Source organism: Caulobacter sp. BE264, from assembly GCF_031457805.1.
Taxonomy (GTDB): domain Bacteria; phylum Pseudomonadota; class Alphaproteobacteria; order Caulobacterales; family Caulobacteraceae; genus Caulobacter.
In genome coordinates this window covers 211,267-223,890 of record NZ_JAVDXI010000001.1, presented here as the reverse complement: position 1 = coordinate 223,890, position 12,624 = coordinate 211,267, and the positions used below count along the sequence as shown (strand labels likewise).

At 65.7% G+C, this 12,624-nt stretch carries 12 protein-coding genes; 3 read left to right on the top strand and 9 right to left on the bottom strand.

Annotated features, from left to right (window positions below; genetic code table 11):
* The first annotated feature begins 31 nt into the window (after window positions 1-31).
* On the top strand, window positions 32-943 hold the full coding sequence (locus J2X45_RS00985) for an SMP-30/gluconolactonase/LRE family protein (protein WP_310210050.1): 912 nt from the start codon (window positions 32-34) through the stop codon (window positions 941-943).
* Window positions 944-1,107: 164 nt separating this feature from the next.
* Here the strand turns inward: J2X45_RS00985 and J2X45_RS00980 are convergent, their stop codons facing one another.
* Entirely contained in the window at window positions 1,108-2,199 is a 1,092-nt protein-coding gene (locus J2X45_RS00980; protein ID WP_310210047.1) for an NADH:flavin oxidoreductase, read from the bottom strand.
* Between the two features lie 146 nt (window positions 2,200-2,345).
* Between J2X45_RS00980 and J2X45_RS00975 the strand changes: the two genes are divergently transcribed.
* Entirely contained in the window at window positions 2,346-2,786 is a 441-nt protein-coding gene (locus tag J2X45_RS00975) for a hypothetical protein (protein WP_310212052.1), read from the top strand.
* Window positions 2,787-2,801: 15 nt separating this feature from the next.
* On the opposite strand, the gene J2X45_RS00970 is transcribed toward J2X45_RS00975, so the two are convergent.
* The 4 genes from J2X45_RS00970 to J2X45_RS00955 all read right to left on the bottom strand — a co-directional run bounded on the left by J2X45_RS00970 (window position 2,802) and on the right by J2X45_RS00955 (window position 5,526).
* A complete protein-coding gene (locus J2X45_RS00970; protein ID WP_310210043.1) occupies window positions 2,802-4,013 on the bottom strand; it encodes an acyl-CoA dehydrogenase family protein in 1,212 nt (403 codons plus the stop codon).
* Between the two features lie 6 nt (window positions 4,014-4,019).
* Window positions 4,020-4,310 carry a putative quinol monooxygenase gene (locus tag J2X45_RS00965; protein WP_010919993.1) on the bottom strand — a complete coding sequence of 97 codons (291 nt, stop codon included), beginning with the start codon at window positions 4,308-4,310 and terminating at the stop codon, window positions 4,020-4,022.
* A 121-nt stretch (window positions 4,311-4,431) separates the two neighbouring features.
* On the bottom strand, window positions 4,432-4,734 hold the full coding sequence (locus J2X45_RS00960; protein WP_310210038.1) for a hypothetical protein: 303 nt from the start codon (window positions 4,732-4,734) through the stop codon (window positions 4,432-4,434).
* A 96-nt stretch (window positions 4,735-4,830) separates the two neighbouring features.
* A complete protein-coding gene (locus J2X45_RS00955; protein WP_310210036.1) occupies window positions 4,831-5,526 on the bottom strand; it encodes a DnaJ family molecular chaperone in 696 nt (231 codons plus the stop codon).
* Window positions 5,527-5,801: 275 nt separating this feature from the next.
* On the opposite strand from J2X45_RS00955, the gene J2X45_RS00950 reads away from it, so the two are divergent.
* Window positions 5,802-6,602, top strand: coding sequence for a hypothetical protein (locus tag J2X45_RS00950; RefSeq protein WP_310210034.1), 801 nt, complete (start codon window positions 5,802-5,804; stop codon window positions 6,600-6,602).
* Between the two features lie 8 nt (window positions 6,603-6,610).
* Here J2X45_RS00950 and J2X45_RS00945 read toward each other — a convergent pair whose 3' ends face one another.
* From J2X45_RS00945 to J2X45_RS00930, 4 genes are all read right to left on the bottom strand, one after another.
* Entirely contained in the window at window positions 6,611-8,059 is a 1,449-nt protein-coding gene (locus J2X45_RS00945) for a GH1 family beta-glucosidase (RefSeq protein WP_310210031.1), read from the bottom strand.
* An 87-nt stretch (window positions 8,060-8,146) separates the two neighbouring features.
* Window positions 8,147-10,312, bottom strand: coding sequence for an EAL domain-containing protein (locus J2X45_RS00940; RefSeq protein ID WP_310210028.1), 2,166 nt, complete (start codon window positions 10,310-10,312; stop codon window positions 8,147-8,149).
* 109 nt (window positions 10,313-10,421) lie between these two features.
* Window positions 10,422-11,480, bottom strand: a complete 1,059-nt coding sequence (locus J2X45_RS00935; RefSeq protein WP_310210023.1) for a M48 family metallopeptidase — start codon at window positions 11,478-11,480, stop codon at window positions 10,422-10,424.
* An 8-nt stretch (window positions 11,481-11,488) separates the two neighbouring features.
* Window positions 11,489-12,562, bottom strand: a complete 1,074-nt coding sequence (locus tag J2X45_RS00930; protein WP_310210019.1) for a DUF898 family protein — start codon at window positions 12,560-12,562, stop codon at window positions 11,489-11,491.
* Between the last annotated feature and the right edge of the window lie 62 nt (window positions 12,563-12,624).

Genomic DNA, 12,624 nt, shown 5'->3' with positions numbered 1-12,624 from the left:
CGCCCGTCAGAGGCGCGCAGGGAGATGTGACATGGATATCCAGCTGGTGGCCGAAGGCCTGCAGTTCCCCGAGGGCCCGATCGCCATGGCCGACGGCTCGGTGATCCTGACGGAGATCCAGGAACAGCGCCTGACCCGCGTCTGGCCGGACGGCCGCAAGGAGACCGTGGCCGAGACCGGCGGCGGCCCCAACGGGGCGGCGATCGGGCCGGACGGCGCGATCTACGTGACCAACAATGGTGGCAGCTTCCAGTTCTTCGAGGCCAACGGGCTGAACATTCCCGGCCCCACGCCGCCAACCCACGTCGGCGGCTCCATCCAGCGCGTGGACCTGAAGACGGGCGCGGTCACGACGCTCTACGCTGAATGCGACGGCAAGCCGCTGGTCGGCCCCAATGACCTGGTTTTCGACAAGCAGGGCGGCTTCTGGTTCACCGACCATGGCTGTTCGACGCCCGACGGCCGCAAGTATGGCGCGCTGTACTACGCCCTGCCCGACGGCTCCAAGATCACCCGCTGGCGCGATCACTTCGTCTCGCCCAACGGTGTGGGCCTCTCGCCCGACGAGAAGACCGTCTATATGGCTGACACTATGCTGGGACGGCTGTGGTCGTTCGATGTCGCCTCGCCGGGCGTTCTGGCCGACGCTGTCCCGCTGCTTCCGGGCAATGTGGTTTGCAACCTGCCGGGCTATCAGCTGCTGGACAGTCTGGCCGTCGAGGCGGACGGCAAGGTCTGCGTGGCGACGATCATCAACGGCGGGATCACCGCCTTCAGCCCGGACGGCTCAACCGAGCACTACGCGTTCCCGGATGTGATCGTGACAAACATCTGCTTTGGCGGGGCCGACATGCGCGATGCGTGGATCACCGCGTCAGGCACCGGCAAACTCTATAAGGCGCGGTGGCCGCGCCCAGGCCTGAAGCTGAACTTCAACGCCTGAAGCTGGCTATTCTTCGCGCAGGAATGATCCGGCGATCAGCAGGGCCACGGCCAGCACGGCCAGAAGGCCTGCGATATAGGGCAGCCAGGACATCGTTCACCTCCCAAGAGCGGCGGTGACGATGCGCCGGGGCTGTCCCTGCGGACAGCCCCGGAACAAGGGGGTTAGTACAGCGTGCCGAGCGCGGCGCGTTCGAACGCTTTCAACTCGTTCGAGCGGCCTTCGCGGATCTTCGTGACCCACTCCGGGTCCTGCAACAGGGCGCGGCCGACACCGACCATGTCGTACTCGCCGCGCTCCAGGCCGCCGATGACGTTGTCGATCGAGGTCGGCTGGCTGCCCTCCCCGCCGAACGCGGCGATGAACTCGCCCGACAGGCCGACCGAACCGACCGTGATGGTCGGGGCGCCGGTCAGCTTCTTGGCCCAGCCGGCGAAGTTCAGGTCGCTGCCCTCGAACTCCGGCTCCCAGAAGCGACGCTGGCTGCAGTGGAAGATATCGGCGCCGGCGTCAGCCAGCGGCTGCAGCCAGGCCTCCATCTCCTGCGGCGTCTGCGCCAGACGGGCGGTGTATTCCTGCTGCTTCCACTGCGACAGGCGGATGATGACCGGATAGTCCGGCCCGACCGCCGCGCGCACAGCCTTGAGGATTTCGGCGGCGAAGCGGCCCCGCTCGCCGATCGTCGGACCACCCCAGGCGTCGCTACGCACGTTGGTGCCCGACCAGAAGAACTGGTCGATCAGATAGCCGTGGGCGCCGTGCAGTTCGATGGCGTCAAAACCCAGGCGCTTGGCGTCCGCCGCAGCCGTGGCGAAGGCCTGGATGGTGTCGGCGATCTCGGCGTCGGTCATCGGCTCGGTGAAGGGGTTGCCGCCGGCCTTGGACAGGCCCGAGGGGCTGTCGACCTTGCCCAGCACGTCCTTACCCTTGGCGGCGCCCACGTGCCAAAGCTGCGGCGCGATCTTGCCGCCGGCGGCGTGAACCTCGTCGACCACCTTCTTCCAGGCCGCCAGCTCCTTCTCGCCGTGGAAGCGCGGCACGTTGGCGTCGTTCAGCGAGGCCGGACGCGCGACGCCCGTTCCCTCGGTCACGATCAGGCCAACCTGGTTCTCGGCGCGGCGACGGTAGTAGGCGGCGACCTCGTCGGTCGGCACGCCGCCCGGCGAGAAGGATCGGGTCATCGGCGCCATCACCACCCGGTTGGGCAGCTTCAGCGACTTGAACTCGAAGGGCTGGAAAAGAGCGTCGAGCGACATGGGGGCTCCAGAAGCGAGAAAACTTTAACCAAAATTCAAACACGCGTTCGAGAGCTAAGCCAAGGCAGAAAAACTGCAACGGCTACGGTTCCGCGTGAGAAGTCTTGCGCCGGCGCGTCGGCGACGCGAGAACCGGCGCGGTGGAAATGGGAGGGACGGCCATGGCTCGCAAGCCGGCGAACTGGTGGATCATGCTGGCGGCGGGGATCTTCGCCGCCGTATTCCTGCTGAAGGACTTCATGGACCACGGCCATGCGATCCTGGCGCACGCGGGTTACAAGGGGCTGCTGACCTCCCCCACCATTCACCACAAGGTTGGCGAGGCGCTGATCGGGGTGATCCTGTTCATGACCGCCCTGATGCGGACAATCTGGCCCGCCGAGCGCCTGGTCGCGAACCTCAAGGCTTCGTACCCCTTGATGCTGGTCGGCGCGGCGCTGAACGCCCTGGCGTGGTTCGGCAGCGGACAGCCGGCCACGGACTTCAACAAGATCTGGTTCGCGCTGCTCGTGGTCGTCGGAGTCGCTGCGCCGCCCCTGCTGATCCGTTGGCTTGGCAAATCCAAGGGGGCCCAGGCGCAAGCCTGAGCCCCTCGGGAGCCACTAAAGACCCAGCACCATCTTGGCCATGATGTTGCGCTGGATCTCATTCGAGCCGGCGTAGATCGAGGCCTTACGATAGTTGAAATAGGCTGGAGCGGCGGGACCGGCGTAGTCCGGGCCTGCGCGACCGTCATTTGCAGCCGACCAAGTGTCCCGCACGAACGGCGCAGCGTAATTGCCGACCGCTTCCAGAGTGAGTTCGGTGATCGCCTGCTGATGTTCCGAACCGACGCACTTCAGCATCGACGAGGCGGGGCCGATGTTCTTGCCCGCGCCGCGCCCGGAGAAGATGCGCAGCTCAGTGGCGTTGAGCGCCTCTACCTGGATCTCAAGATTGGCGATCTTGTTGCGGAAATCCGGGTCGTCGATCAGACGGCCGCCATCGTCAGCCCGCTCCAGAGCGGCGATGCGCTTGACCTTCTTGAGCATGTTCATCAGGCCGGGCGCATAGGCGTTGCCGCGCTCGAACTCGAGCAGGTACTTGGCGTAGGTCCAGCCCTTGTTCTCCTCGCCGATGCGGTTGGCGACCGGCACGCGGACATTGTCGAAGAAGACCTGATTGATCTCCTGCTCGTTGTCCGGCGGACCGTCCAGCGTGGGCAGCGGCTTGATCTGGATGCCGGGCGTATCCATCCGCAGCAGCAGGAAAGAGATGCCCTCCTGCGGCTTGCCCTCGGTCGAGGTGCGGACAAGGCAGAACATCCAGTCAGCCCACTGAGCGTGGGTGGTCCAGATTTTCGAGCCGTTGAGGACATAGTCGTCGCCGTCGCGCACCGCCCGCATCTGCAGGCTGGCCAGATCCGAGCCGGAACCCGGCTCCGAGTAGCCCTGGCACCACCAGATGTCGGAGTTGAGGATCGGCGGCAGATGCTGAGCCTTCTGCGCGTCGGAGCCGAAGGCCATAATCACCGGGGCGACCATCTTCAGGCCCATCGGCGAGGAGGTCGGCACGCCGGCCAGGCTCATCTCCATGTTGAAGATGTAGCGCTGCGAGGGCGTAAAGCCCGCGCCACCCAGCTCCACCGGCCAGTCCGGCGCCGCCCAGCCGCGCTCGGCCAGCTTCTTCTGCCACTTCACCTGGCCAGCCTTGTCCAGATAGCCGTTCTTGGACTGGCTCATCTGACGACGAAGATCATCGTCATAGGCGGTGGCGATCCAGTCGCGCACCTCCTGCTGGAAAGCCAGATCCTCGGCCGAGAACGCCAGATCCATCGCGCCCTACTCCACCGCGTCGAGATATTCGATGACCGGCGCGCCCGCCATGGTCGGCCCCATGGCCGCGCCAGCGGCCTTGAAGTAGTCCGTGCCACCGTGATGCTTCAGCGCATCCATCGAGGCATAGAGCTCAAGCACCTTGTAGACGCCCTCTTCGGTCTTGGAGCGCGTGAGTTGGTATACGAGGCAGCCCGGCTCATTCGCCTTCACCTTGGCCGCAAGATCCAGGAACACCTTTTCGAATTCCGCAGCCTTGGCCGGCTGCACCTTCAAGGTCGCGACAACGCCGATCATGTCTTCCTCCCAACAATTGTTTGAATGGCAGGATGAGCGAGCCGGCGGCGGGCGGCAAGGGCGACGTGAGGTAAGTTGACGGATCTCGGCTCAGTGGCGAGCCGATCAGGCGCGCTCAGCCTTAGGAGCGCTCGTTCCAGCCGTAAGCGACCCAGGAGTGGCCGCCCACATTACGCGCTTCGATCAGACCATCGTCGGCGGGAGCCTTGGCGACCTTGCGGCCCCGGAACGCAAAAGCGGCGAGGCCGAACAAGGCGCTGCCGATGAAACCAACAACCACAACCGTGGCCGCGAAGATGACCGCCAGCACCGCGCCCACGACCACCGCGACCGACGTCGCCAGGGCGCCGGCCAGCCAAGCCAGGTTTCGCAAGGGCGAGGCGATAGTGCTCATCGGGGTCCTTTCATCGACGCTCATGGTCAATCAGGTTGGTTCACAAGCGCTGAACGTCAACTGAACACCCCCACGCGAGGGATGAAAAGCCTTTTTCGACGCCCGCTGCGAGACGGATTGTCTCGGCTAGCCCGCTACGGCGAGACCAAGCTCACGCCGCTCGCGCATGACGGTGGAAAACGCCGCATTGATCGCGGCCGCCTTGGCTTCGGCCACTTCGATGAACTCGCTCGGAAGCCCGCGTGCGCGCGCGCGATCCGGGTGCGCGCTGGACAAGGCTGTTTTCCAGGCCGAACGCACCGTGGCGTCGTCGGCGTCGGGGGGCACTTCCAAGATGGCGTAAGGGTCGTTGGCGTCGACGCCCAGGTGAGTCGCGCGCAATCGCCGGAACGCCAGCGGCGACATGCCAAACAGATTTGACACGCGCTCGAGGTAGTCGAGCTCGTCCTGAGAGACCATTCCGTCGGACTTGGCGATATGGAACAGGCCGTCGACGACGTCTTCCAGCAGTTGCGGGCAGCTTGAGTAGCGTTTGGCCAGCCGCTTGGCGTAGCTTTCGAAGCCGTGCGTCGTCTGGCGCGCCAGGTCGTACAGGCGATGAATATTGGGTTCGGACGCCGGATCCGGCTGGAAAACCTCGGTGAAAGCGGCGAACTCACCACCGTCGGCGCGGCCGTCCACCTTGGCCAGCTTGGCGCCGAGCGCCGTCACGGCCGTCGAGAACGCGGGATCCTCGCCCGGAAGGCCGCCGGGACATTCGGTGCAGTCGGCCAGGTCCAGGCGCCGGGCGGCGATGCTCGCGATATTGCGCCAGAAGGACATGGGTCGCCTCGAAACCAGCAACGGATAAGAGAGATACGCACGACGAAGCGACCGGATCACCTCATTTGGTGCTTCTAGCACAATGAGAATGATCGTTCACATGACTTTAGTGCAATGCGGCGAAAGCGCGCCTGGTCGGCGCCCCGGGAGCCGAACGCCGCCTTGCCCGTTGAGGCTCCGCTTGACGATGAAGCCGCATCGCCACGCTACGGTCCCAATCCGGACCGAAATGCTTTAGTGACAAGACCCCTTAGATTGAAAGGACCTCCGCCCGCATGGCGAACGCCCTCCTCCTCGCCCTGGCCCTGCTGGCCCAAGACGGCCAGACAGGCGCTCAAAGCCCGAATGCGCCGCCGGCCGACGAGTACGGTTATGTCGCCTGGTGCTACGGCGCCCTGGGCGGCTACGCCTCGCTCTATGACCAGGTGATGCCGGAGGTGACCCGCATCGAGAAGGCCTTCCCAGGTCCTGATGGCGTGGAGGCGTCGCTGAAGACCTATCCGGAACTGCGCGCGCAAGCCCAGAAGGACCTCAAGATCTTCGCCTCGGCGATTACGGCCGCTGAGAAGGCGAGCCCGCGTCCGATCTCTGAGTATGGCGGCGCTCAGGTGAAGCGCGGAGCGGCGATCTGGCAAGGCGCCAGTTCGGTGGACAAGGCGCGTCTGGCCCAGATGTGGATGAGCTGGAGCCCTCCAGGCGATTGTGAGAAACGCGCCAAGACGCTGGAGATGAAGTCCTCGATCCTGGGTCGCGCCCTGAACTTCAACGCGGCCTCTGCGACGACCCCGGCGCCGACGCCTGCGACGCCGGATCCCGTCGCTGCGCCGCCTGAACGTCCGACCCCAGCTGCCCCACCGGCCGAGGCTCCGGTCGCCACGCCGGCCTCAACGCCTGCCGTCGCAGAGGCGTCGACGGTCACGCCGGCGAAGGCGAAGACCAAGCCCGCCCCCGCGAAGCCTGCGGCCGCAACGTCCAAAGAGATCATCGTCGACCCCGCCAACCCGGCCCCCTGCGCAGGCAGCCTGCTGCCGGCCAAGCGCGGGGGCAAGGACGTCCTGATCTGTAAGGCGGATTAGGCCTCTCCTCACGGGGAGGACGGCAAGATCCCGCTCTGCGCCAGGGCCTTGTACCAGCCGTAGGAGGCCTTCGGGATCCTGCGTCCGCTGGCGGCCTCCATCGTGGTCAGGCCAAACTTCGAGGTGTAGCCGAGGTCCCATTCGAAGTTGTCGATCAGGGTCCACTCGAAATAGCCGCGGATGTCGCAGCCTGCCTCGCGCGCGGCCAGCACCGCCTCAAGATGCCGCCGCAGATACTTGATGCGGAAGGTGTCATCCAGGAGCGCGGGCCCGCTGCTGAACGGGTCCGAGCACCCGTTCTCGGTGACCAACATCTTGGGCGCACCGTACTCCCGCCGGACGCGGTTCAGCACCTCAAACAGGCCGGATGGATCGATGTGCCTGCCGAACGCGTCCTGCTCCGCGTCAGAGGGCGCGGGGGCGGCGGCGATCTTGCTCGGCGCCGCCAGGTCCAGCCGCACGTAGGCTGGTGCGTAGTAGTTCACGCCCAGAAAATCGACGAGCTGACGCGTGATCTTCATGTCGCCGTCCCGGACGACGCCCTTGAGCGGCTCGTCCATCGCTTTCGGATAGGTTCCCTTGAACAGCGGATCCAGCCAGGCGAGATTCCAGATCTCATCGAGGCCGTCGGACGCCAGACGGTTCCAGAACGCCAGCGGCCCGCCCGCAGGACGGCACGGCTGCAGCGCCATGGTGGTGCCGACCGCGAGGTCGCTCCGCGTCGCGCGCAGGGCCTGGATCGCCAGACCTTGACCCAGGTTCATGTGGTGCGTGACGGGCCCAAGCAGGGCGGCATCCTTGAGGCCTGGCGCATGCTCGCCCAGCACATGGCCGAACACGGTGTGCACCGCCGCCTCGTTCAGGATGATGTAGTTCTTCAGCCGGTCGCCGATCTTGTCGACCACGGCGCGGGCGTAGTCCGCCAGACGCAAGGCGGTGTCGCGGTTGGCCCAGCCGCCTTTGTCCTGCAAACCTTGCGGAAGATCCCAGTGGAACAGGGTTGCGTAGGGGGTGATCCCCTTGGCCAGCAGGGCGTCGACCAGTCTGGAATAGTGATCCAGCCCAGCCGCGTTCACCTGTCCCTGCCCGCTCGGCAGAATCCGCGACCAGCTCATCGAGAAACGATAGGCGTTGAGGCTAGCGCCGGCGATCAGGTCGACATCGTCCTGGTAGCGCCGATAGCTATCGGTGGCGTCCGCAGCGGTGTCGCCGTTCTTGATACGGCCCGGTATCCTCTCGAACACGTCCCAGATGCTGGGTCCGCGTCCGTCGGCCGTTTGCGAGCCTTCGGTCTGGAATGCCGCCGTAGCCACGCCCCACACGAAGTCCTTTGGAAACTGCCGCACCTTGGGCGTGAGGTCGGTTTCATGACGCGGCGCGCAACCCGACAATCCAGCCGCCGCGCCACCCAGGGCCAGCGCGCCCAAGGCGCGGCGGTTCAAGCCCGATCCTGTCATGGTCCCCTCCCGGTGCTTCGTGAGCGACAGGATGCGGATGATGCGGGCCTTTGACCAGCTTCCGCATGGGCAGCGGGGCGTGGAGGCTTATCGCACCTTGAACGACGCGCGCGCCTCGGAGATTGCTTCGGCCGGCATGGGGCGTCCCAGCAGGTATCCCTGGAACTCCGAACACCCGAGCTTCACCAGAGCGTCCAACTGCCCTTTGGTCTCCACGCCTTCGGCGGTCGTCTTCAAGCCGAGCGATCTGGCCAGGCTGACGATCGCGCTGGCGACGGCCATCGACTCCTCGTTGTTCGGCAGGCTGGACACAAATGAGCGATCGATCTTCAGCTTGTCGATCGGGTGTCGGCGCAGATAGGCCAAGCTGGCGTAACCGGTGCCAAAATCGTCCAGCGCCAGACGGAAACCCATTCGCTTCAGGCGGCGCAAGGCGCCGTGGACGCCGTCGCTGTCCTTCAGCAGGGCCGTCTCGGTGATCTCGAGCATGAAGGAATCAGCGCGCGCTCCCGTCTCGGCAAGGGTCGCCTCGATCTCGTCGACGAAGCCTGGATTGGAAAGCTGGATCGCCGAGACATTGACCGAGACTTCAAGGTCGGACCAGCGCAGGCTGTCGTAGCAGGCGCGGCGGAACACGGCCGCTCCAACCTGGCAGATCAAGCCGCAGGACTCTGCGAGCGGTATGAAGATCGCGGGCGAAATCTCGCCCCGGTCGGCATGACGCCAGCGCGCCAGAGCCTCGACCCCGACCACGACGCCCTTGGCGTCGGTGAGCGGCTGGTAGGCGACGGTAAGCGCTTCACGCTCCAGCGCCGCACGCAGATCGCGCTCGAGTCCCTTCCGAAGGCGCAGGGCTGCGTCCATCTCAGGCTCGAAGAAGGCGAAACGGCCGCGACCGGCCTCCTTGGCGCGATAGAGCGCGACGTCGGCCTGCCTTAGCAGTTCGGCCTGACCTTGCTCAGCGTCTGACACCACCGCGACGCCGACGGAGCAAGACAGCTCCGCACGACCGATCGACAGGTCGACCTCGCCCGAAAGACCCTCGACCACGCGCTGCGCCAACGCCGCAGCGCCAGCGGGATCGGTGTCAGGCTGGATGATCGCGAACTCGTCGCCCCCCAGGCGGCAGATGGTGTCGGTCTCGCGGCAGATCGTCTTCAGGCGTCGAGCGACCTCGCGGATCAGCTGATCGCCTGCGTCATGGCCATAGCTGTCGTTCACTTCCTTGAACCGGTCGAGGTCGATGCACAAAACCCCCAGGTGTCCTGGCTTGCGGCGCAACAAGCTGTGGGCGTGGATCAGCCGGTCGGTGAACAAGGTGCGGTTGGCCAAGCCCGTGAGCGGATCGTGCAGAGCCAGATGCTTGGCCTCAGCCTCAGAGAGCAGAAGCTTCTTGGCGGCGCGACGGGTTACGCGGAACAGCAGGAACGAGCCGAAGGCCGCCGCCAGCACCGCGCCGCCGAGGATCGGCGTCGCGGATTTCAGGAGATCCTGCCCCGGTCGACGCGGCGTCCATCGCATGACGATCCGGCGCCCGTCCCTCGCCTTGCCGATCACCCGCTGGGCCTGGCCCGTGTCGGGGCGCCCTGCGGCGATGATCTGGATATGGGCGTCGTGCAGGAGAAAGCGATCTGAAAAGGCCTGAACCACGCTGTCGGCGACGGAAATCCCCGACACCAGCAGCGGCGCTCTCGGCCCCCTGGTCTTGGCCTTGAGGTCCGGGCGGACAAGCGAAACAGTCGCCAGGATCGGCGTCTCTCCGACCAGGATGACACGGCTCTTATGGACCGTGCGCAGCTTGGCGAGCTTTTTGGGGTCTGCTTCGATCGCACGGACCCGACCCACGAGGTCCTCAAGCTGAGCCTGGTAGGCCGCATACTGCTTCAGAGGCACATCCTTACCCGCGATGCGGCCGTAGATCGGCTGGTCGCCAGCGTCGAGCACGAAGACAACGTCGTTGCCCAGCACGTCGCCGACCGAAACACCGACATTCTGGACCGCCCAAGCCCGATCGAACGCGTTGTCGAGCTTGATGACCGCTTCGTCCCAGATGACATAGGGGTTGATGGCCGTCTGGATTTCCTGGCCACGCTGCCTCAGCCCGTTTTCCACGAGCTTTTGCTCATACTGACGCTCACGAACATCAGCTTGGCGCGTCGCGACGGTCAGGGCGAAACCGGCGAGCAAGATCATGCCCGCCGCCATGCCGGCGATCAGGCCAAAGATCTTCAACTCGATGTTTCTGCGATCCATCTCTCTCCCCCGAGATGGCGCATGGTTCATACCAACGGTTGCGGAAATCCTTACCCTGTCCCGACGCGAGACATTTTATCGCACGCCGTTACACAAAATGGGTTCGCAGCTACCGACAGACCTTACGCAGCACGATCCACTCCTGCTGCGAGAGGGCGGGGCGACCAGGCCGAATGGCGCGGCGGGCCGCTTCGGCCCTGTTCGCCGTATCGGGATGGGTCTGGAACCACTCGGCGGCCGCACGCAGCTTCAGCGTGTCTTCACGATTGGCCAGGCGGCCAAAAAAGTCGGCCATGCCGCGGGTTGAGATCTCTTCCGCACGGAGCAGCTCAATCGCGCGTTGGTCCGCCTCGGCCTCGAGCGCCCGGCTGAAACGGTGATCAGCGAACCCGCCCGCGAGAACGATCAGTTGCTGCCCTGCTCCGCTGCCGCCGCCGACGACCGCGTCCAGCAGCAGGCCAGCCCCCATGGCCCGCCACGCCGCCTGCATTGCGTGACGCCGTTCGATATGCGCGATCTCGTGGGCCAGCACCGCCGCCAACTCGTCCGGCCCTTCGGCGCGCGCGATCAGCTCTCCGGTGACCAGGATCGTGCCCCCGGGCAAGGCGAAGGCGTTGACGAAGGGGGCCTGGACCGCGCGCACCCTGATGGGGAACGGCGTATCCGACGCCGCCCCCAACCGCGCGCCGAGACCGCTCAATAGGGCGGCGCCGCGCGGCGAGGACGAGCAGGCCCGGAACGGCACGCTCAGCTGGCGCTCCATATTGGCGCCGAACCTCGACTCAAGCGCCGGGGGCGTGTTCAGCGCGAGCGGACGCGCCGCCATGGGGATGCCGACGAAAACCAGGGCCGCGACGCCTAGACCGGCGACGGTGAGACTGCTGATCAGCCTCGCCTCCCGCCGGCGGCCGCTCCGCCTGATGGCGGCTCCGGAGCGTCCTGACAGAGCGCGCCAATCGTCGGCCTCAACGATGATCCGCGCATCCTCTTCGTTTCGAGAAAGGCTGTAGCGACCGTCGCTGCGCAACGTTTCCTGCACGTCGGGTAACGGCCAGTCCAGGTCGATCGAGGCGTCGTCAGGCGCACGCGCGCGCAGACGCACCGCCTCAATGGAGACCTCGACGGCCCAGGGACGGGCGACCAGACCGTCGTGCAGCAGACCCTTCATGCGCGCGGTCAGAACGGGGAGACGTCGAACGCGTCGGCAAGCCCCTCACCCGTCTTGGGCCCGCGCGGCGCCTGGTGCGCCGACATCAGCGGCGCCGTTCCCGCCGATGAGAGTCGGTCGATCAGAAACTTGACGGTCCGCGCCATCGCCACCGGCTGCAGGAACCCCAAGCTCAGGACGATGAGGGCGATGTTGCTGAGCGTAAGACCCATGAGCGCCCCGGCCTTGACGTCCAGCGTGAAGCGCGCGTCGGCCATGCGGATGGACGCGGCGATCTCTCGCATCACCGCGGCATGGTAGGCGGCCGTAGCGATGATCAGGAACAGGACATAGGCGAACCCGTAGGCATAGAAGCGCAAGAACAGCAGAACGCTGGGCTCGGTTCCGGCGCTCGCGCTGGCGGCCGCACTGGGGATAATCGCGGCGATGAGCGCGCCGTAGCCGAAGATCCCGGCGATCCACGCGATGGCGAACGGGCCGTAGAGATTGTGCTTGTAGGCGCGCGCCCAGCTCAAGCGCTGGTCGCCGTACTGCATGCCGCTCCAGATCTTTTCCGCCAGCTTCATGGTCATGGCCGGCGAGTACCAGCCGAACGTGATCCCGCTTAGCAGAGCGTAGCCCAGATAACTCCAGCCATACCGGCTGGGCTCGCCGCTCAGGTGGAACCGAACGCCCCGCCAACGGGTCCGGCTGGCCTGGTAGCGATACGTCATGAAGATCGCCATGCCGATCAGCACGATGAGCCCGATGTACACCGGGATCAGCAGCAGCGTGAACAGCGGGCTGACGAACTGGATGGCCAGGATCAAGGCGAGGTACGGCGCCCCGACCGCCAACATCGCCAGCAGAAAGCCCAGGAAAAGCTCCTTGCCGCGGCCGGTGTACTCGAACGGCTCCTCGTTGAGCGTGACGTGGGACCAGACCCGTCGCCGAACCTCTGTCTTGCCCCAGAAGCGGTAGAGCGTGAGCGTGATGATGTTGAGGAGGCCGTTCTTCAAGCTCAGGCCGACGAAAGCCGCTGGCCTGATCGTATGGCCAAAAGTCAGCGTCTCGCCCGACGCCGGCGTCCCACCGTTGTCCATGAAGTCCCCCGAATGCCCCCGTCAGCGCGCATAGCGCCCGAGGGACCCTCGAGGGATTTTCC